Origin of the sequence: Pseudonocardia zijingensis, from assembly GCF_042657305.1 — a bacterium.
Classification (GTDB): Bacteria; Actinomycetota; Actinomycetes; order Mycobacteriales; family Pseudonocardiaceae; genus Pseudonocardia; species Pseudonocardia zijingensis.
Genome location: NZ_JBHSKO010000025.1, coordinates 116271 through 139904 on the forward strand (window position 1 = coordinate 116271; position 23634 = coordinate 139904).

At 74.3% G+C, this 23634-nt stretch carries 24 protein-coding genes; 11 read left to right on the top strand and 13 right to left on the bottom strand.

The window, feature by feature from the left end; genetic code table 11:
* The first annotated feature begins 14 nt into the window (after positions 1-14).
* From ACFPL3_RS33940 to ACFPL3_RS33950, 3 genes are read left to right on the top strand one after another with little or no spacing between them, the layout of a single operon-like run.
* Positions 15-818: a DUF4352 domain-containing protein gene (locus ACFPL3_RS33940; RefSeq protein ID WP_343943047.1), complete on the top strand. Its 804-nt coding sequence runs from the start codon at positions 15-17 to the stop codon at positions 816-818.
* Complete coding sequence (locus tag ACFPL3_RS33945) at positions 818-1051, top strand: hypothetical protein (RefSeq protein WP_343943048.1); 234 nt, start codon at positions 818-820, stop codon at positions 1049-1051. Before ACFPL3_RS33940 ends, ACFPL3_RS33945 begins: the two co-directional genes overlap by 1 nt.
* 38 nt (positions 1052-1089) lie before the next feature.
* Complete coding sequence (locus tag ACFPL3_RS33950; protein WP_343943049.1) at positions 1090-1512, top strand: hypothetical protein; 423 nt, start codon at positions 1090-1092, stop codon at positions 1510-1512.
* A gap of 3 nt (positions 1513-1515) precedes the next feature.
* Here ACFPL3_RS33950 and ligD read toward each other — a convergent pair whose 3' ends face one another.
* Positions 1516-2550, bottom strand: coding sequence for a non-homologous end-joining DNA ligase (gene ligD, locus ACFPL3_RS33955; RefSeq protein WP_343943050.1), 1035 nt, complete (start codon positions 2548-2550; stop codon positions 1516-1518).
* A gap of 32 nt (positions 2551-2582) precedes the next feature.
* On the opposite strand from ligD, the gene ACFPL3_RS33960 reads away from it, so the two are divergent.
* Both ACFPL3_RS33960 and msrB read left to right on the top strand, forming a co-directional pair.
* On the top strand, positions 2583-2888 hold the full coding sequence (locus tag ACFPL3_RS33960) for a hypothetical protein (protein ID WP_343943051.1): 306 nt from the start codon (positions 2583-2585) through the stop codon (positions 2886-2888).
* Between the two features lie 35 nt (positions 2889-2923).
* A complete protein-coding gene (gene msrB / locus ACFPL3_RS33965; RefSeq protein ID WP_343943052.1) occupies positions 2924-3349 on the top strand; it encodes a peptide-methionine (R)-S-oxide reductase MsrB in 426 nt (141 codons plus the stop codon).
* A gap of 175 nt (positions 3350-3524) precedes the next feature.
* Here the strand turns inward: msrB and hemQ are convergent, their stop codons facing one another.
* Positions 3525-4220, bottom strand: coding sequence for a hydrogen peroxide-dependent heme synthase (hemQ, locus tag ACFPL3_RS33970; RefSeq protein WP_343943053.1), 696 nt, complete (start codon positions 4218-4220; stop codon positions 3525-3527).
* Positions 4221-4244: 24 nt separating this feature from the next.
* Positions 4245-4844, bottom strand: coding sequence for a TetR/AcrR family transcriptional regulator (locus ACFPL3_RS33975; RefSeq protein ID WP_343943054.1), 600 nt, complete (start codon positions 4842-4844; stop codon positions 4245-4247).
* Positions 4845-4915: 71 nt separating this feature from the next.
* On the opposite strand from ACFPL3_RS33975, the gene ACFPL3_RS33980 reads away from it, so the two are divergent.
* From ACFPL3_RS33980 to ACFPL3_RS33990, 3 genes are all read left to right on the top strand, one after another.
* Complete coding sequence (locus tag ACFPL3_RS33980; RefSeq protein ID WP_343943055.1) at positions 4916-5548, top strand: NAD(P)-dependent oxidoreductase; 633 nt, start codon at positions 4916-4918, stop codon at positions 5546-5548.
* A gap of 79 nt (positions 5549-5627) precedes the next feature.
* Entirely contained in the window at positions 5628-6869 is a 1242-nt protein-coding gene (locus ACFPL3_RS33985) for a S8 family serine peptidase (RefSeq protein WP_343943056.1), read from the top strand.
* A 13-nt stretch (positions 6870-6882) separates the two neighbouring features.
* Complete coding sequence (locus ACFPL3_RS33990; protein WP_343943057.1) at positions 6883-7119, top strand: hypothetical protein; 237 nt, start codon at positions 6883-6885, stop codon at positions 7117-7119.
* A 39-nt stretch (positions 7120-7158) separates the two neighbouring features.
* Here ACFPL3_RS33990 and hemG read toward each other — a convergent pair whose 3' ends face one another.
* The gene (gene hemG, locus ACFPL3_RS33995) at positions 7159-8622 is read right to left on the bottom strand and encodes a protoporphyrinogen oxidase (protein WP_379590187.1); all 1464 of its coding nucleotides are present in this window, start codon (positions 8620-8622) and stop codon (positions 7159-7161) included.
* Complete coding sequence (hemE, locus tag ACFPL3_RS34000) at positions 8619-9683, bottom strand: uroporphyrinogen decarboxylase (protein ID WP_343946807.1); 1065 nt, start codon at positions 9681-9683, stop codon at positions 8619-8621. Before hemE ends, hemG begins: the two co-directional genes overlap by 4 nt.
* 127 nt (positions 9684-9810) lie before the next feature.
* Between hemE and ACFPL3_RS34005 the strand changes: the two genes are divergently transcribed.
* The 3 genes from ACFPL3_RS34005 to ACFPL3_RS34015 all read left to right on the top strand — a co-directional run bounded on the left by ACFPL3_RS34005 (position 9811) and on the right by ACFPL3_RS34015 (position 12602).
* Complete coding sequence (locus tag ACFPL3_RS34005) at positions 9811-10383, top strand: DUF3000 domain-containing protein (protein ID WP_343946806.1); 573 nt, start codon at positions 9811-9813, stop codon at positions 10381-10383.
* A gap of 270 nt (positions 10384-10653) precedes the next feature.
* Entirely contained in the window at positions 10654-11385 is a 732-nt protein-coding gene (locus tag ACFPL3_RS34010) for a LuxR C-terminal-related transcriptional regulator (protein WP_379590190.1), read from the top strand.
* Complete coding sequence (locus ACFPL3_RS34015; protein WP_343946810.1) at positions 11382-12602, top strand: ribonuclease D; 1221 nt, start codon at positions 11382-11384, stop codon at positions 12600-12602. Before ACFPL3_RS34010 ends, ACFPL3_RS34015 begins: the two co-directional genes overlap by 4 nt.
* 13 nt (positions 12603-12615) lie before the next feature.
* Here ACFPL3_RS34015 and ACFPL3_RS34020 read toward each other — a convergent pair whose 3' ends face one another.
* From ACFPL3_RS34020 to ACFPL3_RS34055, 8 genes are all read right to left on the bottom strand, one after another.
* Positions 12616-13719 carry a sensor histidine kinase gene (locus ACFPL3_RS34020; RefSeq protein WP_343946809.1) on the bottom strand — a complete coding sequence of 368 codons (1104 nt, stop codon included), beginning with the start codon at positions 13717-13719 and terminating at the stop codon, positions 12616-12618.
* A gap of 136 nt (positions 13720-13855) precedes the next feature.
* Positions 13856-14521: a response regulator transcription factor gene (locus tag ACFPL3_RS34025; protein WP_343946805.1), complete on the bottom strand. Its 666-nt coding sequence runs from the start codon at positions 14519-14521 to the stop codon at positions 13856-13858.
* Entirely contained in the window at positions 14521-16437 is a 1917-nt protein-coding gene (gene dxs, locus ACFPL3_RS34030; RefSeq protein WP_343946804.1) for a 1-deoxy-D-xylulose-5-phosphate synthase, read from the bottom strand. Before dxs ends, ACFPL3_RS34025 begins: the two co-directional genes overlap by 1 nt.
* A gap of 187 nt (positions 16438-16624) precedes the next feature.
* Positions 16625-16957: a hypothetical protein gene (locus tag ACFPL3_RS34035; RefSeq protein ID WP_343946803.1), complete on the bottom strand. Its 333-nt coding sequence runs from the start codon at positions 16955-16957 to the stop codon at positions 16625-16627.
* 10 nt (positions 16958-16967) lie between these two features.
* Positions 16968-18209, bottom strand: a complete 1242-nt coding sequence (locus ACFPL3_RS34040) for a GGDEF domain-containing protein (RefSeq protein ID WP_343946802.1) — start codon at positions 18207-18209, stop codon at positions 16968-16970.
* A gap of 223 nt (positions 18210-18432) precedes the next feature.
* Positions 18433-19806: a GGDEF domain-containing protein gene (locus tag ACFPL3_RS34045; RefSeq protein ID WP_343946801.1), complete on the bottom strand. Its 1374-nt coding sequence runs from the start codon at positions 19804-19806 to the stop codon at positions 18433-18435.
* Between the two features lie 418 nt (positions 19807-20224).
* Positions 20225-21607 carry a GGDEF domain-containing protein gene (locus ACFPL3_RS34050; RefSeq protein WP_343946800.1) on the bottom strand — a complete coding sequence of 461 codons (1383 nt, stop codon included), beginning with the start codon at positions 21605-21607 and terminating at the stop codon, positions 20225-20227.
* Positions 21608-21717: 110 nt separating this feature from the next.
* Positions 21718-23055 carry a GGDEF domain-containing protein gene (locus ACFPL3_RS34055; RefSeq protein WP_343946799.1) on the bottom strand — a complete coding sequence of 446 codons (1338 nt, stop codon included), beginning with the start codon at positions 23053-23055 and terminating at the stop codon, positions 21718-21720.
* Positions 23056-23634 lie beyond the last annotated feature (579 nt).

The window sequence follows — 23634 nt, forward strand, 5'->3', positions numbered from 1 at the left end:
ACAGGAGATCACAGGTGGCACAGCCCGGCCCGAACCCGCACGGCCCCCATCCGCAGGACACGTACTACTTCGCCCCGCAGTACGCGCCCCCGCCCCCGCCGCCGCCCCGCAACGGCCTCGGCATCGCCGCGCTCGTCCTCGGCATCGTCGCGCTGCCGCTGCTGATCACCGGTCTGACGGCGTGGATCTCGGTCATCCTCGGGCTGATCGCGGTGCCGCTCGCCCTCGCGGGCCTCGGCCGCGTCCGGCGTGGTCACGCGACGAACAAGGGCGCCACGATCGCCGGGCTCGTCCTCGGCGTCGTCGGGGTGGTGATGGGCATCCTCGCGGTCGTCGTCACCGTGCAGGCCGTCGACGACGCGCTCAACGGGCCGACGGCCACCATCAGCAGCGGTGGGCCGGCCGGCTCGAGCAGCACCGCGGGCGGCGACACCAGCACGTCCACCGAGGTCGCCGGCCCCGTCGCGCTCGGAACCGCCGTCGACATCGACGGCCTGGTCATCGCTGTGACCGAGGTCTCGTCCCGCAAGGACATCACCGGCGCGATGACCTGCGCCGAGGTCACGTACGAGAACCGGTCGGACGAGCGTCGGCCGCGCAACATGTTCGACTGGACGGCCCGGGACGAGAACGGCGCCAGCGAGGGGCCCGGCCTGAACGGCTCGTCGGACGCCCTCGACTCCGGTGACATCGCGCCCGGCGGGACGGCGTCGGGCTCGGTGTGCTTCGACCTCCCGCAGACGAAGGTCGCCGCCATCGAGTACCAGGGGAACGTGTTCACCTCGGGCCCCGACGCGGAGTGGCTGGTGAGGCGGTGATGAGCACGATCCCGATGGGCTTCGTCCTCGTCGTCGGCTTCGGCGTCGCCCTGATCGCCGTGCTGCAGGTCCTGGCGTTCGCGTGGCTGGTCGACACGGCCCGCTCGGTCCGCGCGATGACGCAGGTGCTCACCGCGCAGCAGCGGCCCGCCCAGGTCCCCGAGCCCCAGGTCGCCGAGCAGCCGGTCGGCCGACCCCAGGTCGAGCCGGTCGCCGCGGAGACGGCCGCCTAGCGGCGGTCTGCACTCCCACCACGAGCGAACGGAGCACCGTGAAGATCACGCTCGTCCGGTACCTGATCGGCGGCGTCGCGCTCGCGGCCGTCACCGGGCTCGTCGTCTTCCTCGCCGTGCCGAAGTCGATCACCGGGGACGTCGCGACGGATGCCGCGTGCCGGGCCTTGGCCGAGCACTTCCTCGCCGAAGGGCCGCACCCCGATCAGACGGCCGTCATGCGGCAGATGAGCCCCGAGCGGATGAACGAGCTCGTCGAGTCGGTCACCGAGCACACCGCCGAGGCGTCGATCCCCGAGGTCCGCGCGGCGGGCGAGAAGCTGGCGGCGGCGGGCATCGCGCCCGGGGGGCTGTTCGGTGTCCTCGGCATCATGGCGGCCACGGCAGAGGTCATCGAGGCGTGCGGGAACGCCGGGTGGACCCCGCAGGCGGCCGGCCTCGTCCCTGACGGACCGAGGTGACCTTCAGCTGGTGGAGCGCTTGGCGCGCGACGGCTGCACCCGCATCGGCTCGCCCGGCATCTTGGGGTACTCGGGCGGGTAGGGCAGGTCGCCGAGCCCGCGGTCACGCTCGTCGGCGGCGTACCAGTCGAGCACGGTCTCCAGCCCGCCCACGGCGTCGTCCATGCCCGCGTGCGGGTCGCCGTGCTCGGCGTAGAGCCCGGGGACGGTGCGCACGTCGAAGTCCTCGGGCTCGACGTCGGGCAGCGTCTCCCACGTCACCGGCATCGACACGGTGGCGCGCGGCCGCCCGCGCACCGACCAGGCCGACGCGACGGTGCGGTCGCGGGCCGCCTGGTTGTAGTCGAGGAACACGCGTTCGCCGCGCTCCTCCTTCCACCACGCCACGGTGGCCTTCTCCGGCAGCCGGTCGGCCACGCGCCGCGCGATCGCGATCACAGCGTGCCGCACGGCCACGAAGTCCCACTCCGGCCGGATGCGGCAGAACACGTGCACGCCGCGCCCGCCCGAGGTCTTCGGCCAGCCGACGAGCCCGGCCTCGTCGAGCACCTCGTGCAGCACCGCGGCCACCTCGACGGCGTCGGCGAAGTCGGTGCCCGGCTGCGGGTCGAGGTCGATGCGCAGCTCGTCGGGCCGGTCCGGGTCGGCGCGCCGCACCGGCCAGGGGTGGAAGTCGAACGTGGCCATGTTGGCCGCCCACACCAGTACGGCCTGCTCGGTGGGGCAGAACGAGTCGGCGGTGCGGCCGCTCGGGAACGTGACCCGCGCCGTCTCCACGTAGGACGGGGCACCCTTGGGCAGCCGCTTGGCGAAGAACGACTCGCCCTCGACGCCGTCCGGGTAGCGGTGGAGGTTGGTGGGCCGCTCGCGCAGCACGCCGAGCAGCGGCTCCGCGACCGCCCGGTAGTACTCCACCACCTCGCCCTTGGTGATGCCCCGCTCCGGGAAGTACACCTTGTCCGGACTGGTCAGCCGCACCTCGCGGTCGCCGTCCGGGCCGGGGACGGACAGCAGCACCGCCGCGCTCTTGCTCGCCACGGGACCGGACGCTACCCGCTACCCTGCTCGAGATGCCCGATCTCCACGAACCGGACCGCCCGGGTCGTTCCCGGCAGTTCGACGACGAGCTGCTCGGGCTCGACCCCGACGACCCTGAGGCCCAGGCTTTCGCCGACCACCTCGACCGCATGCAACGCCACCGCCCCGCCTTCACGGTGGAGGGCTACCTCGACGGGGTGCGCGACTTCGCCGACTCCGCCAACCGGGCGCAGGGCGGTCGGCGCTTGGCTGCGGTGTTCGTGGTCGTGCTGCTCCTCCTGGGCGTGGCGTGGGTGGTGTGGGAGGCGCTGGTGTTCGTGCTGACCACGCTCGTCTGAGCCATCGGCCCCGCCGCGGACATAGTCTGGAGGGCATGGATCCCGCCACCGAGCCCGCCCCGAAGGTCGTCAAGTCCGATGCCGAGTGGCGCGCCCAGCTCAGCCCGGCCGAGTACCAGGTGCTGCGCCAGGCCGGCACCGAGCGGCCGTTCACGGGCGAGTACACCGACACGAAGACCCAGGGCGTCTACTCCTGCCGCGCGTGCGGCGCCGAGCTGTTCCGCTCCGACGCCAAGTTCGAGTCGCACTGCGGCTGGCCCTCGTTCTTCACCCCGCTCGCCGGCGACGCCGTGATCGAGCGCGTGGACACCAGCCTCGGCATGCGCCGCGTCGAGGTGCTGTGCGCCACCTGCCACAGCCACCTGGGCCACGTCTTCGAGGGCGAGGGCTACCCGACGCCCACCGACCTGAGGTACTGCATCAACTCGATTTCGCTGCGCCTGGAGCCCGACGCCGGCTGATCACCGCTGCGCTGCGCCACCGCAGACCGGTGCCGCGGGCATGATCAGGGCTTTGGCGCAAAGTCGGGCGTTTTCGACCCGGGAATGCGCCAACTCCCTGATCATGGGCATGGCGGCGGCCAGGATCGAGTTCCGCGGAACCCCGGCCCGTAGCTGCCGCTTCCGGGGAGCTCGTTCAGGGCAGCGTGGCGACCAGGTCCCCCGGCTCCACCCGGGGGCCGGTGAAGAACGGCGTCTCCTCGCGGACGTGGCGGCGGGCCTCGGTGGCGCGCAGGTGGCGCATGAGGTCGACGATGCGGTCGAGCTGGTCGGCCTCGAACGCGAGGATCCACTCGTAGTCGCCGAGCGCGAACGCGGGCACCGTGTTGGCGCGCACGTCCGGGTAGTCGCGGGCCTCCCGGCCGTGCTGGGCGAGCATCGCGCGCCGCTCCTCGTCGGGGAGCAGGTACCACTCGTAGGAGCGGACGAAGGGGTAGACGCAGAGGTAGCGCCGCGGCGCCTCCCCCGCGACGAACGCGGGCAGGTGGCTCTTGTTGAACTCCGCGGGGCGGTGCAGCGCCACCTGGCTCCACACCGGGGTGCTCGCCCGGCCGAGCGCGGTGGTGCGGCGCAGGTCGGCGTAGGCGGCCTGGAGGGCCTCGACGTTGTCGGCGTGCCACCAGACCATGTAGTCGGCGTCGGCGCGCAGGCCGGCCACGTCGTACACGCCGCGCACGCTGACGCCCTTGCCGCGCAGGGCGTCGAGGAACTCGCCGAGCTCGGTGGCCACGGCACCGCGGTCGTCGCCGAGCCGGCCCGGTTCGACCCGGAACACCGACCACATCGCGTAGCGGATGGCGCTGTTCAGCTCTGCGTAGTCCAGGCGTGCCACGCGTCCATCCTGCCACGCGCGCCGTCAGCCGCCGCCGTCGCTGGGGGTGGCGCCCAGCACGGTGCCAACGAGGTCGCGCGCCAGGTCGGCGAGGCCGTCGGCGCTGAGCGGCTCGCCGGAGAAGGTGGCGAGGAACGCCTGCTGGAAGGAGGCCCCGAGCAGCAGCCGCGCCATCGCGGTGGGATCGGCGTCTGCCGCGACCCGACCGAGCCGCTGCTCGGCGCCGAGGTAGCCGGCGAGCAGCTCCTCCGGGGTGCGCGGCCCGCCGCCACCGAGCCGGTGCAGCCGCTCCCGGTGGGCGGCGAGCAGCCGCTGGGAGGAGAAGACGGACGCCGAGATCGGGAAGCTGTCGGCGTAGAACCGCACGGCCGTGACGACCAGCTCCTCGAGGTTGCCCCGCAGGTCGCCGGAGCCGGCCTCGAGGCGGGTGAGCAGCGCCGGGAGACCGGGGAGCTGCTCGTCGAGCACGCGCAGGAAGATCTCGGTCTTGTCCTCGAAGTGCTTGTAGAGGGCGGCCTCGGAGTAGCCGGCAGCACGGGCGATCTCCTTGGTGGTGGCGCGGGCGTACCCCTCGGTGCGCATGATCCGCGCCGCCGCGGCCAGGATCTCCTCCCGCGTCCCCACGTCGCCTCCTTGACGGTTGGTGAGTGTTTACCCACCCTAGGGGTGAGTGTTCACTAACCAGGGAGACCGGCATGCACATCACCGTGTTCGGAGCCACCGGCGGCACCGGGCGGCACGTCGTGACGCAGGCGCTCGACGCCGGTCACCGGGTCACGGCGGTGGTCCGCGACCCCGCCCGGCTGCCGGTGCCACCCCGCGACGACCTGACCGTCGTCACGGCCCGGCTCGACGACCGCCAGGCCGTGCAGCAGGCCCTCGCCGACGCCGACGCCGTGGTCGACGCCCTCGGCGTGCACACCAGCGGGCCCACCACGTTCCGCGCCGACGCCGCCCGCGTGATCACCGCGGCGATGCGGGAGGCGGGCGTGCGCAGGCTCGTGGTCCTGAGCGCGGCCGGCGCGCACACGGAGGGCGACAGCGCCCCGGTGCGGTTCCTCGTCAAGCCGGTGCTGGGCTGGTTCCTGCGGCACCACTTCGCCGACATGCTGGCCATGGAGGAGGTCGTGCGCGCCAGCGGCCTCGACTGGACGATCGTGCTGCCCCCGCGGCTGACCGACGGGCCCGCCACCGGGAGCATCCGCAGACAGGTCGGGAGCAACGTGCGGGGTTCCTACTCGATGACCCGTGCCGACCTCGCGGCGGCCGTGCTGCAGGCGGTCACCGACGACACCGTGCGCGCCGCGTCGCTCTCGGTGGCGGGCTGATCGCCCCGAGGTGCCACCGCCGCCACTCCCCGGCACGATGTGCCCCCGACGGGTGACGATGATCAGGAGGGGTCGAGTGGTGGGAGCACGGACCGCCGGGGCGGATCTGACCGGCCGGTATCTGCTGGTGCTGAACGAGGACCTGGTGGACGACTACGACCGCGCCCGCGCGGCGGTGCAGGACTTGTGCGGCGAGGAGGTCACGAGCACCCGCGACACCCCTCTCCCCGGCCCGCCGGCGCAGGCCACGCTGTTCGCCGAGCTCGGCGTTGCCGTCGCCGACCTCTCGGCCGCGCAGCTGGCCGCGGCGCGCACCGACCGCAGGCTGCTGGGCGTGGAGCCCGAGCGCGTGCTGCGGGCGATCGACGGTTCCCTGTCCGAGGAGTACCTGCGCGGGTTCCGCGACGCGGCACAGTTCCTGCACGGCCAGGTCGCGGGCGCCGCGGCGGTGACGCCCGCGCAGTTCGGCGACACCGCCGAGCTGACCTGGGGCCTGCAGGCCACCGGTGTGGCCGACGCGCCGGAGACCGGCGCCGGGATCACCGTCGCGGTGCTCGACACGGGCCTCGACCTCGGGCACCCCGACTTCGCCGGCCGCGACATCGAGGCCAGGTCGTTCGTCGAGGGCCAGACCGCCCAGGACGTGCAGGGCCACGGCACCCACGTCACGGGCACCGCCTGCGGCGCGCTCGCCCCCGCCGGTGGGCGGCGCTACGGGATCGCCCACGAGGCGCGCATCCTCGTCGGCAAGGTGCTGGGCGACGACGGGTCCGGCACCGACGCCGACATCCTCGCCGGCATCAGCTGGGCGATCTCCGCGGGCGCCCGCGTGATCTCGATGTCGCTGGGCGCGGACGTCCGCGAGGTGTCCACGGCCTACGAGGCAGCGGGCAGGCGCGCCCTCGCCGCGGGGTCCCTGATCGTGGCCGCCGCAGGCAACAACGCCCGCCGCCGCGCGGGCAACCCGGGGTTCGTGGGCGTGCCCGCGAACAGCCCGTCGATCATGGCGGTCGGGGCGGTGGACACCGCGCTCGCGATCGCCGACTTCTCCGCCGCGAGCTCCACCGTCGACGGCGGGCAGGTCGACATCGCGGGACCGGGCGTCGACGTGTTCTCCTCATGGCCGCGGCCGCGGAGCACCAACACGATCTCCGGCACCAGCATGGCAACCCCGCACGTCGCCGGCATCGCGGCACTGTGGTCGCAGCGCACCGGCGCCACCGGCCAGCAGCTGTGGGCCCAGCTCGTGCAGGCCGCGCAGCGACTCCCGCTGCCGGCGAGCGACGTCGGGTCCGGGCTGGTCCGGGCCCCCGGGGCATGAAGGAGGGATCGACGTGCACCAGAAGGTCACGATCTCGGTCGCCGACGACGCGATCGACCGCATCGACGAGGTCGTCGCCGCCCTGGAGAGCGGCGGGCTGCACGTGGAGCAGGTGCTGCGCCCCATCGGCGTGATCACGGGCACGGTGGAGGGGCAGCAGGTCCAGGCGCTGGGCGGCGTGTCCGGGGTGAGCGCCGTCGAGCCGCAGTGCACCGTGCAGCTGCCACCCCCGGACTCCGACGTGCAGTAGGCGCGGAGGCGCTCCCGGCGGAGTTCAGGAAAGCCACATTCAGGGCCGGAGAGGCCTTGAATGTGGCTTTCCTGAACCTCGGGTGTGGTGGGACACCACCCGCTCCGCCGCCGCCCGCGCCGTGGCCACGCACGCCGGCACGCCCACGCCGTGCAGCGCCGAGCCGGCCATCGCCAGGCCGGGCGGCAGGCCCTCCTCGATCGCGCGGACGCGCTGGAGGTGGTCGACGCCGTACTGCGGCAGGCCCCCGCCCCACCGCTGGACGTGGACGGCCACGGGCTCGGCCGTGACGCCGGTGAGCGCGGCGAGGTCGGCCCGGGCGCGGGCGACGAGCTCGGCGTCGTCGATCTGGAGGGCGGCTGCCTCGCCGAAGCGCCCCAGCGACGCCCGCAGTCGCACGAGCCCGCCTTCGGCGAGGTGCGCCCACTTGTTCGAGGAGTGCGTGAAGGCCTTGACGGCAAGCGGCTCGTCCGCGGCCACCAACACGCCCGACGTGGGCGGCAGCGCGGCGGCGTCCTGTTCCCGGAAAGCCAGCGCGACCACCACCGAGGACGCGAGCTCGATCTCCCCCACCGCGCCCGCGGCCGCCGGGGCCACGCCGGCCAGCAGCCGGGCGGCGGCGGGCGCCGGGACGGCGAGCACGACCGCGTCGACGTCGAGCAGCTGCGGCGCGGTGGTGGGTCCGAGCACGAGCCGCCAGCCGCCCTCGCGGCGCTGCAGCTCCCGCACGGTGGTGCGCAGCCGCACCTCGGCGCGTGCCGCCGCGACCAGCGCGTCCAACAGCACGCGGTAGCCGCCCCGCACGGCGCCGAACACCGGGCCCCCGCCCGCGGGGCGCGGGCCGCCGTCGCCCACGTCGCGGCTCGCCGCGGGCACCGTGGTGAGCCCGGCGGCGCGGTCGGCGGCGGCGGTCAGGGACGGGGCGCCCGCGTCGAGGGCGGCGGCCAGCGCCGGCACGGTGGCCCGCAGGCCGAGCGCGTCTACGCGGCCCGCGTAGACGCCACCGAGCAGCGGGTCGGCCAGCCGGTCGGCGATCTCGTCGCCGAACCGGGCGCGCAGCAGCCCGCCGAGCGCGACGTCACCACCCGGCTCCCAGGACAGCGGCCGCCCCGGCTCGGCGGCCACCGCCGCGGCACCCTCGGCGGACAGCAGCCCGTCGAGGCGCGCGGCGCTGGTGGGCACGCCCAGGAGGGTGCCGGGAGGCAGCGGCCCGGTGCGGCCGGCGGCCCGCACCGACGCGGCGGCCCCCGTGGGGTGCACCAGCAGGTCGGTCAGGCCCAGCTCGGCGAGGAGCGCGGGCACCTCCGGCCTGCGCGCGAGGAACGCCTCGGCGCCGACGTCGAAGGGCACCCCGGCGAGGTCGACGGTGTGCAGCACGCCGCCGACGCGGCCACGCTGCTCGAGCACGTCGACGCGGGCGGCCGGGCCGAGGAGGGTGCGCAGCCGGTGGGCCGCGGCGAGCCCCGAGATCCCGCCGCCGACGACAGCGACGCGGGCGGTCACGGCTGCAGCGTGTGCACCAGCTCGACGAGCCGGGTGAGGACGTCCGGGTCGGTGTCGGGCAGCACGCCGTGACCGAGGTTGAACACATGCCCCGGGGCGCGGCGGCCCTCCGCGGCGATCCGCCGCGCCTCGGCCTCGATCGAGGCCCGGTCGGCGAACAGGACGGCGGGGTCGAGATTGCCCTGCACCGCCACACGGCCGCCGGTGCGGCGCGCGGCCTCGTCGAGCGGGATGCGCCAGTCGACGCCCACGACGTCGGCGCCCGCCTCGGCCATCGCGCCGAGCAGCTCGCCGGTGCCGACGCCGAAGTGGATGCGCGGCACGCCCGCGTCGGCCACGCTCTGCAGCACCCGGGCCGAGTGGGGCAGGACGTGGGCGCGGTAGTCGCGCTCGGACAGCGCCCCCGCCCAGGAGTCGAACAGCTGCACGGCGTCGACGCCCGCGGCGAGCTGCGCCTGCAGGAAGGTGGAGGTGATGTCGGCGAGGCGGGCCATGAGCGCGTGCCACACGTCCGGGGCCGAGCGCATCAGCGCCTTGGTGTGCTCGTGGTTGCGGCTCGGGCCGCCCTCCACGAGGTAGGAGGCGAGCGTGAACGGCGCGCCCGCGAAGCCGATCAACGGGGTGTCACCCAGCTCGGGGATCAGCAGGCCGATCGCCTCGGCCACCGGCGCGATCTGCTCGAGGTCCAGCCGCGGGAGACGCTCGACGTCGACCATCGTGCGCACCGGGTGGGCGACGACCGGCCCGGTGCCGGCGACGATGTCGACCGCGACGCCCGCGGCGTAGAGCGGCACCACGATGTCGCTGAACAGGACCGCGGCGTCCACGCCGTGCCTGCGCACCGGCTGGAGCGTGATCTCGCAGGTGAGGTCGGGCGTGAAGCACGCCTGCAGCATGCCGGTGCCCGCGCGCAGCGCCCGGTACTCCGGCAGCGACCGCCCGGCCTGGCGCATGAACCACACCGGCAGGTGCGCGGGCCGCTCCCCGCGCGCGGCCGCGAGGAACGGGGCAGCGGGCAGCTGCCGGCGCGGGCGGGCGTGGGAGACGGGCACGGCAGTCATGGTCCCTCCATCCTCCCATGTCCCACCGCGGCGTCACCGGCGGGCGGGCGTCGTCCCACGTCCGGGTTGTCCCGTGTGCGGCGCGCCTTGTCTGCGGATCACCGAGAGCGACCTAAAGTCCTCGCTCGTGTCCGACGCGCCCGCCCCACCACAGGAGTTCCAGCAGGCCGTCGCCTCGCTGCGCGCCGTGCGGTTGCGCCCCGAACTCCTGCTCTCACCCCTGGAAGCGCCACCCCGCCTCGCACCCTGGACGTGGGCGTTCAGCGTGGAGACCGTGGGCGAGGACGGCGACGCCGCGGAGCCGGACACCAGCGGCCGGCTCATCCTGCTCCACGACCCCGCGGGTCAGGACGCCTGGGAGGGCACGTTCCGGCTCGTCTGCTTCGTGCAGGCGCGGCTGGAGCCCGAGCAGCTCGGCGACGAGATGCTCCCGGTCGTCGGCTGGTCCTGGCTCACCGAGGCGCTCGAGCAGGCGGGGGCCGAGCACGTCGCGCTCGGCGGCACCGTCACGCAGACCTCCTCCGTGCGCTTCGGCGACATCGCGGGTCCGCGCCGCGACGACGACGTGGAGCTGCGGGCGTCCTGGAGTCCCGTGGGCACCGACATGTCGCGACACGCCGAAGCGTTCTGCGCGTTGGTGGCCTCCGCGGCCGGGCTCCCGCCCGTCGGAGTGGCCTCCCTGGCAACTCGCCGAATCTGAAACCGGGTCCCTCCACGACCGGGTGATCCGGGGCTTCACCAGCACTTTCGATGCTCCTAGTGATCAAAATCCTCACCCGGACGAGTGGATGGGCGTCGACAACGCTGTAACTTTCACCCAGAGAAGTTCGATCCGATACACGACGTTAGACCGCTTGGGGGGCTAGGCTTCCTCCACGACACCTCCTCGGGCGGTCGGGCGAGTCGTTCCATCCGACCGGGGGTCTGGTGCCGGTCGGGGGGCAACGACCGACTCCAGGGAGGTAGTGACGTGGCCGTAGTGGGCCAGGGAGCGCCAGTACGTGGCGCTGCGGGACACCCACCCGCCCATGCCGTGTTGTCGCCCGCGATGGTGCCGCACCCGCGGGAAGAGCTGTTCTCGGTGCTGGTGGTCGACGACCACCCGCTGCTGCGTGAAGCGATCGCCGCTCGGCTGCGGTCGATGGGCGCAGGCACGGTGTACGAGGCCGCATCGGTGGCGGAGGCGCGCGCACGTGCGCACGCCAACGGGCCCTGCGACCTGGCGATCCTCGACCTGGGCCTGCCCGACGGCAGCGGGCTGGACCTGGTCACCGAGTTGCGGTCGCTGGGCTGGAACCGCCTGGTCGTGCTCGCGTCGTCCGACGACCCGTACGCGGTGCGGTCGGCGTTCCAGGCGGGCGCGCAGGCGTACCTGCTCAAGTCGGCGTCGGCGGCGATCGTCACCGACGGCGTCAAGCGGGTGCTCGACGGCGGGGTGTACGCCGACCCCACCGTCGCGCCGTTGCTCGCCACCGGCACCCGGGTGCCGGGCACCGACAACACCCCGCGCGAGCTCTCGGCGCGCGAGGTGGAGGTTCTGCAGCTGGTGGCCGACGGGCAGTCCAACAAGGAGATCGGCGAGGCGCTGAGCCTGTCGGCGCTCACCGTGAAGAGCCACCTGTCGCGCATCGGGCGCAAGCTGGGCACCGGTGACCGCGCTCAGATGGTGGCGCTGGCGATGCGTGCCGGGGTCATCCGCTGACAGGAGAAGCACTCGAGGACGACGCCCCGGCGCCGGTCCCGCTGCTGCGGCCGGCCGACGGGCTGCCTCCGGTCGTCGCCGACCGCACCGCGCTCGACCACGCCGCAGCCGCGTTCGACCGCGGCAGCGGGCCGATCGCCGTCGACGCCGAACGGGCGTCCGGGTTCCGCTACTCGCAGCGCGCATACCTGGTGCAGCTGCGCCGCGAAGGCGCGGGCACAGCGCTGATCGACCCGATCCCGCTGGGAAGCGACCTGTCGGCGCTCGCCCCTGCCCTCACGGGCCCCGAGTGGGTGTTGCACGCCGCCAACCAGGACCTGCCCTGCCTCGCCGAGGTGGGGCTCGCCCCGTCGAAGCTCTTCGACACCGAGCTGGCCGCCCGGCTTGCCGGGCTGCCCCGCGTCGGGCTGGGCCCGCTGGTGGAGCAGCTGCTGGGGCTGTCGCTGGAGAAGGGGCACGGCGCCGCCGACTGGTCGCGCCGCCCGCTGCCCGAGGACTGGCTCGTCTACGCCGCGCTCGACGTCGAGGTGCTCGTCGAGCTGCGCGACGTGCTGGCCCGGGAGCTGGCCGAGCAAGGCAAGCTCGAGTGGGCGATGCAGGAGTTCGAGGCGGTGCGCACCGCCGCGCCCCCCACGCCGCGCGCCGAGCCGTGGCGGCGGCTGTCCGGGGTCCACAAGCTGCGCAAGCCGCGGTTGCTCGCCGCGGCGCGCGCCCTGTGGGAGGCCCGCGACCGGCTCGCCGCGGAACGCGACATCGCGCCGGGACGCGTGCTCCCCGACAGCGCCATCGTGGCGGCCGCCGCCGCCCAGCCCGACACCGCGCAGGCCCTCGCCGCGATGCCGACGTTCCGCGGTCGCGCCCAGCGCCGCCTCACCTCGTACTGGTTCGGGGCGCTGGAGAAGGCGTACGCGCTCGACCCCGCCGAGTACCCGCGCTCCGCCCCGCCGTCCGACGGGCCGCCACCCGTCTCCCGGTGGGCCGACCGCGACCCGGAGGCCGCCGCCCGGCTCACCGCCGCCCGCGCCACCGTGGCCGAGGTGGGCGAGCAGTGGCGCGTGCCGGTGGAGAACCTGCTGCAGCCCGACCTGCTGCGGCGCCTGGCGTGGAGCCCGCCCGCCGACGGCGACATCCGCGCCGCACTGCGCGCGGGCGGAGCCCGGGAGTGGCAGATCGAGCTCCTCGCCGCCCGCCTGGAGAAGGCCTTCACGACCCGCTGAGGCCCCCCGGCAGTCAGGCTGCCGGGAGCTCCACGGTGACCTTCAGGCCGCCACCGGGCACCGGCTCGGCCCACACGCGCCCGCCGTGGGCCTGCACGACGGCGCGCACGATCGACAGCCCCAGCCCGGACCCGGGGGTGTCGGCGGTGCGCGCGACGGGGCCGCGGCGGAACGGCTCGAACAGCTCCGCCACCCGGTCGCCCGGGATCTCGGCGCCGCTGGAGGAGACCTGGAGCCGGGCCGTGCCCTCGTCGGCGCCGGTGCACACCTCCAGCCACCCGCCGACGACGTTGTGCCGCACGGCGTTCTCCACGAGGTTGCCCGCGACCCGTTCGAGGAGCACCCGGTCGCCGCGCACCGGGGCCGCGGCGGTGCGCAGCTGGATCCGCAGGCCGCGCCGGCCCGCCTCCGCGCGGACGGCGGCCAGCGCGGGCACCACGACGTCGGCGAGGTCCACCGGGCTCACCTCGCCGAGCTCCGACCCCTCGGTGCGGGCCAGCAGCAGCAGCCCGGCGATGAGGTCGTCGGCGCGGCGGGTGGCCTCGCGCACCACGCCTGCCATGCGGCGCAGCTCCTCGACGTCGGCATCGGGGTCGGAGAGCGTGACGTCCACCTCGGTGCGCAGCACCGACAGCGGGGTGCGCAGCTCGTGGCTGGCGTTGGCGACGAAGCGGCGCTGGGCGTCGAACGCCGCCTGCAGCCGGTCGAGCATCGCGTCGAAGCCCGCGGCCAGCTCGGCGACCTCGCCACGGGCGTCCTGCAGACCCGTGCGCGTGTCCAGGGACTCCACCGTGAGGCGCCGCGCGGTGGCGGTGACGGCGTGCAGCGGGCCGAGCACCCGCCCGACGAGCACCCACGACACCACAGCCGCGGCGATGACCACGAGCGGGAACGCGATCAGGCCCGCCCGCAGCACGTCGGCGCGCGCCGCGGCGCCGATGGCCTCGTTCAGCCGCTCCGCCGGCACGCTGACGCCCCCGACCCGCACCGTGGTGCCGGGCGGCAGCGACGGCACGCTGCGCGCCACGCCGCCCACGAGCAGCCAGCCCAGCCACAGCAGCAGCACGCTGACCAGCGCGACGACCGCCGTGCAGACGAGCGTGAGCCGGGGTCGCAGCCCACCCCCGCGGCGCCGCTGCGCCGCCCGGAACGGCTCGGGTGGGAGCGGCGCGGGCGGGACGGCCTGCGGTGGCGGCCGGCCCGCGGTGCGGGTCGGGGACGGCGCGGACTCCGCCACGGTCCCTCCTCGTGCCCTAACCGGCCGCGGGTACTCGATAACCGGCGCCGACCACGGTCTCGATGACGCCGGGATCGCCGAGCTTCTTGCGCAGGGTCATCACGGTGACCCGCACGGTGGTGGTGAACGGGTCGGCGTTCTCGTCCCAGACCCGTTCCAGGAGCTCCTCGCTGCTCACCACGGCCCCGCCCGCGGCCAGCAGGACCTCCAGCACCCCGAACTCCTTGCGGGTGAGCTCGACGGGCCGGTCGCCGCGGTGCACGGTGCGCCGCGCCGGGTCTAGCGCGACGTCGCCCGCCACGAGCAGCGGGGGCACGGCGGGCGTGGCGCGCCGCCCGAGCGCACGGCAGCGGGCCACGAGCTCGGGGAAGTCGAACGGCTTGGCGAGGTAGTCGTCGGCGCCCCGGGACAAGCCGTCGACCTTGTCGGCGAGGGTGCCGCTGGCCGTCAGCATCAGCACCCGCGTGGTGGCGCCTGCGGCGACGATCTCGGCGCACAGCTTGTCGCCGGACATCCCGGGGAGGTCGCGGTCGAGCACCACCACGTCGTAGCGGGTGATCAGCGCCTTCTCGTGGCCGCTGTCGCCGTCGTACGCGACGTCGACGGCCATGCCCTCCCGCCGCAGGCCGCGCGCGACGGCGTCGGCCAACGCCCGCTCGTCCTCCACGACCAGCACCCGCATCAGCGTGCCTCCTCCGACGGCGTGGGGGCCTCCACCGGTGCCGGCAGCGCCGCCGCCCACTCGGTGACACGGCGGGCCACGTCCTGCGCGGTGAGCCCGGCGGCGTGCAGCACGTCGGCCCGGCTGCCGTGGTCGAGGAAGCGTTGTGGCAGCGCGAGATCGCGCAGCGGCACGTCGCACTCGGCGTCGCGCAGCACCGCGGCGAGCGCGGAGCCGAACCCGCCGTGGCGGCCGCAGTCGCTCACGGGCACGACGAGGCGGTGGCTGCGCGCGAGGTCGACGAGAGCCTCGGGCACGGGCAGCACCCAGCGCGGGTCGACGACCGTGACGGCCACGCCCTGCTGCTCGAGCCGCCGCGCCGCCGCCACCCCGAGCTCCCCGAAGGCGCCCGCGCACACCAGCAGCACCGACGGGTCGCCCGCCTTCGACTCGTGCAGCACGTCGACGCCGTCGATGCGCCGCAGCGCGGGCACCGACTCGATCACCGCGCCCTTCGGGAAGCGCAGGGCGGTGGGCCCGTCCTCGACGGCCACGGCCTCAGCAAGCTCCTCCCGCAGCGTGGCGGCGTCACGCGGAGCGGCCACCCGCATGCCGGGCACGATGCCGAGCAGCGACAGGTCCCACATCCCGTTGTGCGAAGGCCCGTCGTTGCCGGTGACGCCCGCCCGGTCGAGCACCAGCGTGACCGGCTTGTCGTGCAGGGCCACGTCCATCAGGAGCTGGTCGAACGCGCGGTTGAGGAACGTGGAGTACACCGCAACGACCGGGTGCAGCCCGGCCGCCGCGAGGCCGGCGGCGGAGGTGAGCGCGTGCTGCTCGGCGATGCCGACGTCGATGCAGCGCTCCGGGAACGCGCGCGCGAACGGCGCGAGGCCGGTGGGGCCGAGCATGGCCGCGGTGATGGCCACGACGTCGGGCCGCCGCGCCCCGAGCGTGACGAGCTCCTCGGCGAACACGCTCGTCCAGCCGACGGACGGGGGCCCGGTGGGCCGCCCCGTCTCCGGGTCGAACGCGGCCGGGCTGTGCATCTGCTCGGCCTCGTCGTTCTCGGCGGGCGGGTAGCCGCGCCCCTTCTGCGTGACCGCGTGCACGATCACGGGGCCGCCGAAGTGCCGGGCGCGCCGCAGCGCCGACTCCATCGCCGCGATGTCGTGGCCGTCGACCGGCCCGAAGTACTTGAGCCCGAGGTCGGAGAACAGCGCCTGCGGGCTCAGCGCGTCCTTCATCCCGGCCTTGAGCGCGTGCAGCCCCGCGTAGATCGGGGCGCCGACCACCGGGGTGCGCGACAGCGCCTGCTTGCCCGCCTCCAGCACCCGCTCGTAGCCGGGCTGCAGCCGCAGCGTGGCGAGGCGGTCGGCGACCCCGCCGATCGTGGGCGCGTAGGAGCGGCCGTTGTCGTTGACCACGATGACGACGTTGCGGTCCTTGCCCGCCGCGATGTTGTTGAGCGCCTCCCAGGCCATGCCGCCGGTGAGGGCGCCGTCGCCGATCACGGCGACCACATGCCGGTCCTGGCCGGTGAGCGCGTAGCCGCGGGCGATCCCGTCGGCCCAGGACAGCGACGTGGAGGCGTGGCTGTTCTCGACGTGGTCGTGCTCGCTCTCGGCGCGGCTCGGGTAGCCGGAGAGCCCGCCGGTCTTCTTGAGCGACTCCCAGCCGTCGTGCCGGCCGGTGAGCATCTTGTGGACGTAGGCCTGGTGCCCGGTGTCCCAGATCAGCGTGTCGCGCGGCGAGTCGAACACCCGGTGCAGCGCGATCGTCAGCTCGACCACGCCCAGGTTCGGCCCGAGGTGCCCCCCGGTGCGCGACACCGAGGCCACCAGCTCCTCGCGGATCTCGGCGGCCAGGGCCGGGAGGTCGTCGGGTCCCAGCCGTTTCAGGTCGGCCGGGCCACGGACGGATCGCAACACGGTCACCGGGCCAGCTTACGGAAGCCCGCGCGTCCCGCGCGTCTGCACGGCCCACGAGCGTGATCGTTGCGAGATCGCCGTGTCCGCCCGAGCGGCGGCGTTCACGCGGATCTCAGACCGATCAGCGGGTGATGATCGCAGGCCAGGGCCTTCCCGTCGGGCACTCCGAGCCTCGATCAAGGGGAGATGGTCGCTAGATGATCTTCAAGAGCGACCATTTCCCCTTGATCGCCCTGAGATCCGCCGTTTCGCCCACTTCAAGGGGACGCAGCCTCCTGGTGGCGCCGCGCGCACCGAAGGGCAGGCCCCAGGCCTGCCCGCGAAGCCTGCCGTAGGGGCCGCAGAGGCTCCCAGGCCAAGGGGCGCGAAGCGATCGCGCAGCGACGCCGGAGGCGCCCTTGACCTGGGAGGGGCGGCCCCGCACGATGCGCGGCGCCATCAGGAGGCCGCGCGCGGGAGGCATGATCACGAAGTCGGCGCAAGAACGGGCGTTTTCGACCCGGGAACGCGCCAACTCGGCGATCATGAGCGCGCCGCTACCCCGCCGCCGTCCGCGGCGCCGGGATCTGCACCGGGCCCGCGATCCGCACCAGGTTGCGCCCGCCCCGCTTGGCCGCGTACAGGGAGGCGTCGGCGACCTTGAGGACCTGTTCGAGCGTGGTGCCGTCGTCGGGCACGGACGCACCGCCCACCGAGACCGACAGGCCCGCGATCGTGAGGTTGCCGTCGGGCGTGCACACGGGCACCTCGAGCTCGGCCACCATCCTGCGCAGCCGTTCGGCCACCGACCGCACCTCGGCGCGCCCGAGCGCGCCGGGCGGCAGGTCGGCCAGCAGCACCACGAACTCCTCGCCGCCGAAGCGGCCCACGAGGTCGCCCTCGCGCACGCCGCCGCGCAGCGTCGTGGCCACGGCAGCCAGCACGTCGTCGCCCGCGAGGTGCCCGTGGGCGTCGTTCACCAGCTTGAAGTGATCCAGGTCGAGGATCAGCACGGCGGCCGTGCCCCGCCCGCGCTGCGCCCGCAGCACCGCCCGCGCCGCCTCCGCCTGCCAGGCGGCGGAGTTGAGCAGGCCGGTCTTCCCGTCGGTGCTCGCCACCTCCTCGAGGTGGCGCACCAGCACGGCGCGGTGCAGCACGAGGATGGGCGGCAGCACCAGCGCCACCAGCCACGGCGTGGCGCCGATCGCCACGGCGGCCAGCCCGCCCATGCAGAGCGTGGCCACCTCGAGGGCGTTGTCGTCGAGGCGGCCGACGAGGCAGCGCAGGCCGGGCCACTCGCTGGTGAGCGCGATGACGCCGGCCACGAGCACCGTGTTGACCAGGACGTAGAGCAGCACCGCGACGGCGATCCCGGCCACGCCCGCGACGTCGTCCGGCGACGCGGGCAGCCCGCCCGCCCATTCCACGGCCGAGTGCGCCGCGCCGGCGGCCAGCACCACGGTGGCGGTGGTGTAGACGTGCCGGTGCAGCGGCACCTTCGCGGGGCGCCAGACGCGCCGCCACAGGTGCAGGTAGACCACCGCGATCACGGCCGCGGCGAGCGCGGGCGGCAGCAGGAGCGCCGCGGCGAACGTCCACACCGAGCTCAGGTCGAAGTACGAGGTCTCGGAGGCCCGCCTGCGGATCCGCTCGATGCCGGTGGCGAGCTCCGTGTGCACCACGCTGAGCAACGTCAGGAACGCGGCGAGCGCGCCCGCCTCCCCGGTGAACGGGGCGCGACCGGGGTCGGCGAGGTTCGCGACGACGGAGGCGAGCGCCGCCGCCTCGACCGCGAGCACCAGCGCCACCGCCGGGCGAGGGAGGCGCCACAGTTCCCAGCGGACCGGGTCCCGATCGCCGGGACGCCGGCCGGCCGGACTGCGCGGGTGAGACGGCTCCGCCACGCCCGCCCCCTCCCCTTGCCGCGACCGCCAGGTGCCTGACGGCGAGGCTAGTGAGGCGGCACCGGCATGTCAGGAGGGCTGAGATCCCACATGGGGGTGGTCCTCCACCACCGCATCGTCACTCTCCGTCGACAGTCCAGTCGCGCCCCGGAGCGGGCTCGCCCCCATGGCGGGACCCGACGGGGTGTTCCGCGGCCGGGTGCGTACCCATCCGCACGACGTTGCGCCCGGCCCGTTTAGCCGCGTAGAGGGCGGTGTCGGCGACCTGGAGCAGCGTGCGCAGGTCGACGCCCTCGGCCGGGGCGACCGCTCCCCCGATCGACACGGTGAACCCCGAGAGGCTGAGCGGTCCGTCGGGGGTGGGGATCTCCACCCGCAGATCGGCCACCCGCAGGCGGATGCGCTCCGCCACGGCCGTGAGCTCGGTGGCGGCCGCGGTGGGCGGGCCCGCGAGCAGCACCACGAACTCCTCGCCGCCGAACCGGCCCACCAGGTCGCGTTCGCGCAGCTCGGCGCGCAGGGCCCGGGCCACGGCGGCGAGCACGTGGTCGCCCGCGAGGTGGCCGTGGGTGTCGTTGACGGCCTTGAAGTGGTCCAGGTCGAGTACGAGCACCCCGCGCGGGCCGTCGGCCGGGGTGCTGCGCTGCAACAGCCGTTCCGCCTGCGTGTGCCACGCCGCGGCGTTGAGCAGGCCGGTCTTCCCGTCGATGCTCGCGGCCTCCTCCAGGTGCCGCACCAGCACCGCGCGGTGCAGCACCACCAGCGGCGGGAGCGCGAGCAGCACCAGCCACGGGTTCACGATCAGGGCCACCGCGGTGAGCGCGCCGAGGGACAGGGTGGCGAACTCGAGCAGGTTGTCGTCCCAGCGGCCGAGGACCCGCACCAGGTCGGGCTGCGGGGCGCTCATCGCGACGGCGCCCGCCACCAGCCCGGTGTTGACCGTGGTGTAGGCCAGCAGCGCGAGCACGATGCCGGGGACGCCCGCGGCGGTCAGCGCGTGCGGCCCCACCCCGACCACGTCGACGACCACGGCGGCGGCCAGGCAGGCCAGCACGATCGTGGCGGCGCTGTAGGCGCTGCGGTACAGCGGCACGCGCGGACGACCGGTGCGCGCCCACACGTGCAGGTGCACCACCACCGCCACCGCCGCGGCGAGCGCGGGCGGCAGCACCAGGGCACCCGCGAACGTCCAGACCGAGCTGAGGTTGGCGTGGTTGCCGACCGTCACGCGCCTGCGCAGGCGCTCCACCCCGAGCGCGGTCTCGGTGTGCAGGATGCCCAAGCCGGCGAGCAGCGCGGTCTCCAGCAGCTGGTGGGCGTCGGGCAGCGGCATCCGCACCGCCGCGGCCACCGCGGCCCCGACCGCGGTGAGCTCGACGACCAGCACGGAGAACACCAGCCGGTGCGGCAGCTCCCAGAGCGGCCAGCGGCGGACCGCCCACCTCCGCACCGCTCGGGCCGCGGGGCCGGCTCCCTCGGACTGTGCGGGCATCAGCACCTTCGCTCGGGTCCTGGGCGTCGCCACCGAGGGTAGTGGAGGACGCTTCTTCCTGTCACCCGGTCGGGTCCCGACCGCCCCGCACCGTGACACAGTGAGGCGACGTGCGTGCACAGGCCGCACCATTCGGCCGCTTCGCGCCGCCTACACCTGAATGCAGTACGCGCCTGGCGCGTACGGAACAGCCCGTCGGCGATCCCCGAACGCGTGGCCGCATTTCCCGACAGAACCGATGCCGTGACTCGGAAGGAGGGACGCACCATGCGCAACCGTGACTGGACCTGAGAGCCACCGGACGCCGGGTGCCGTGGCGGAACCGCCCGCACCCGGCGACCACCCGCCCGCACACCGGTCGTCGTGTTCGCACATCGGTTGCAGTCGGTGTGCGAGCGGCAAAGGTTATGTGTGAGCGCTAATCGCGCGCGGGCTCGGCGGGGCCGTGATCGGGCATCAGCTGCGCGAGCGACGCCGCCGAGACCGCCGCGGACACCACCGAGATCCGCACCGCGTTGCGGCCCGCCCGCTTGGCGGCGTAGAGAGCGGTGTCCGCGGTCTGCAGCAGTGCGGCCAGATCGCTGCCGGACCCGGTGGCCACCGCGCCGCCGACCGACACGGTGAGGGTGTCGATCCGCAACGCCCCCCGCAGCGTCGGCACCTCGAACCGCAGGGCCTCCACCTGGGCCCGGATCCGCTCGGCCACCACCTCGAGCTCCACCGACTCGAGCTCCACCGACCGGGGGGCGTACGCCGCGCGCCGCAGGAGCACGACGAACTCCTCGCCCCCCATGCGGCCCACGAGGTCGTGGGCGCGCACCAGCCCGCGCAGCGCGGCCGCCACCGCCGACAGCACGTGGTCGCCGACGGCGTGCCCGTAGGTGTCGTTGATCGCCTTGAAGTGGTCGAGGTCGAGCATCAGCACGCCCGCCGCGCGTACCGGGCCGTCCGTGCGCGCGAGGGTCCGTTCCGCCTCGGCCACCCAGGCCGCGGCGTTGAGCAGGCCCGTCTTGCCGTCGGTGCTCGCTGCGGCCTCCAGCGGCCGGATCAGCGCCGCCCGCAACGCCGTGTAGAGCGGGAGCAGCACGAGCACGAGCCCCGCGGGGTTCAGCGCCAGGGAGATCGCGGTGAGCGCGCCCAGGCACACCATGCCGACCTCGAGGAGGTTCTCGTCGAACGGCCCGAACAGCGTGACCGGGCGGGCGCCCGGCGTGCTCACGGCCACCACGGCGGCGATCAACCCGGTGTTGACCGCCATGAACACCACCATCGCGGCGAGCACCAGCCACAGCGGCCGCTCCGTGGGCGCGGAGGCGGGGGCCATCTCGTCGAGCAGTGCCCCCGTGCAGAGGCAGGCGAGCACCACCGTGGCGGTGCTGAACACCTGGCGGTACGGGGGCACCCACGGTCGCCAGGCCCGCGCCCACAGGTGGGTCATGAGCACGATCGCGAGGAGCGCGGCGTGCGCACCGGGCATGACGAGCACCGCCGCGAACGTCCACACGGAGCTCAGGTCGATGTGCGAGAGGCCGCCCAACCGCCGCCGTTGGCGCTCCACACCGACCGCGAGCTCGCCGTAGGCCACGCCCGACAGGGCGAGGACGGCCACCTCCCACAGCTCGTCGCCGGACAGGAAGGGTGCGTCCACGAGGCCGCCTGCCAGCAGCGTGGCCGCCGCGGACTCTACGAGCAGCACCACGCCCAGCAGGAGCGGGGGCATCCCCCACACGAGCCACCGGCGCACACCGCGGCCCCGCGGGCGTGCTGCGACACCGGCGAAGGACACTCGCTCCGGTGTCATCCTGCTCCCTGGTTGTGTCGGCAGCAGCACGGAGCGTAACGCAGCCCAGGCACGGGAACGGACGTTCTCGCAGCTCGAGTTCTGGATCGGAGCCGTCGCGCCGGCGCGCGTCAGTCGCCCGCGTTGCTGTGCAGGCCCGAGGCCTCCACGGCAGGCGGCGGGTTCTTGTCGACGGTGACCGGCAGCAGCGCCGGCCGCGTGGTGGACGCGGTGCCCATCCGCACGGCGTTGCGCCCCGCACCCTTGGCCGCGTACAGCGCGCGGTCGGCCACCTCCAGGAGGTCCCGCAGCTCCGCGCCGCCGTCCGGCATCACCGCGCACCCGACCGAGACGCTCAGCCCGCGCACCGTGAGCGGGCCGTCGGGGGTGGGGATCTCGACGCGCAGGTCGGCGACCCGCCTGCGGATCCGCTCGGCCGCCGCCTCCAGCTCGGAGGGGCCCCTGCCGCCGAGCCCGGCCAGCATCACCACGAACTCCTCGCCGCCGAAGCGGCCCACGAGGTCGCGTTCGCGCACCTCGTCGCGCAGCACGTCGGCCACCGCGGACAGCACGTGGTCGCCCGCCAGGTGGCCGTGGGTGTCGTTGACGGCCTTGAAGTGGTCGAGGTCGAGCACCAGCACGCCGGGCGGCCCGTCGCGGCGCTTCACCCGGTGCATCACGCGCTCGGCCTGCACGTGCCAGGCGGCGGCGTTCAACAGGCCCGTCTTCCCGTCGAGGCTCGCGGCCTCCTCCAGCTGCCGCACCAGAACGGCCCGGTGCAGCACGAGCAACGGCGGCAGGCAGAACAGCGCGAGCCACGGATTGGTGAGGTAGGCCATCGCCACGAGCGCGCCGAGGGAAAGGGTGGCGATCTCGAGCAGGTTCTCGCTCCACACACCGACCATCTGGGAGAGCCGCGCGTGCGGGGTGCTCACCGCGATCGCGCCGGCCACCAGCGCGCTGTTGACAGTCAGGAACACGAGCATCCCGAACACCAGCACCAGCAGCGCCCGCGGGTCGAACAGGTCCATGGCCTGCTGCGCGAACACGTAGGACATCAGCGACGACGCCGCGAACGCCGACAGCACCATCGCGGCGCTGTTGAACACCTGCCGGTACAGGGGTGCGCGGCGGTACGCGGCGCGGTACCAGATGTGCGAGTGCACGAGCACCGTGACCACGGCCGCGTACCCGGGTGGCAGCAGCACCGCCGCCATGAAGAACCAGACCGACCCGAGGTCGACGTGCAGTTCCTCCCCGGTGATCCGGCGGCGCATGCGCTCGACGTCCCGCGCGATCTCGGTGTGCACGACGCCGAGCACGCAGATGAGGGCCGCGGTGCGCAGATCGGCCGATTCCGGCGTGATGGTGAGGACCCCGTAGAGCATCAGCAGGAACGCGGTGAGCTCCACGGTGAAGACCGGGGCGACGAGCCGCCGCGGAACCTCCCAGAGGTCCCAGCCGGCCACCCAACGTCGGATGGCGACGGTGGGCGCGTGCCCCTCTCGGGGCGCTCCGGCTTCTGCTGACATGGGGTACTTCCGCTCGACGCTCGGGGCCCGAACCTAGTACAGCCGACTGGCCGGTGTCAGCCCACCTGTCCGCAGCGTCACCACAGCGTCGCACAGCGCTGCGAACGGCCGCCGGATGGGGGTATGGAGTACTCCGTTCGTACCTGCATCCGTGAGCGGAACGCCCCAAGCTGGCTGATGCCCAGCACCATCCCCGGCCGAACATGCGACCGTGGCTGGCGCCGAGCCGACCGGTGTCGGAGCACCCACACACATCACGCAGAGAAGGGACCCCCCATGCGCGGCAAGAACTGGTGAACCAACCACCCCCACCCACCACACACAGAAAGGACCCCCCATGCGCGGCAAGAACTGGTGAACCAACCACCCCCACCCACCACACACAGAAAGGACCCCCCATGCGCGGCAAGAACTGGTGAACCAACCACCCCCACCCACCACACACAGAAAGGACCCCCCATGCGCGGCAAGAACTGGTGAACCAACCACCCCCACCCACCACACACAGAAAGGACC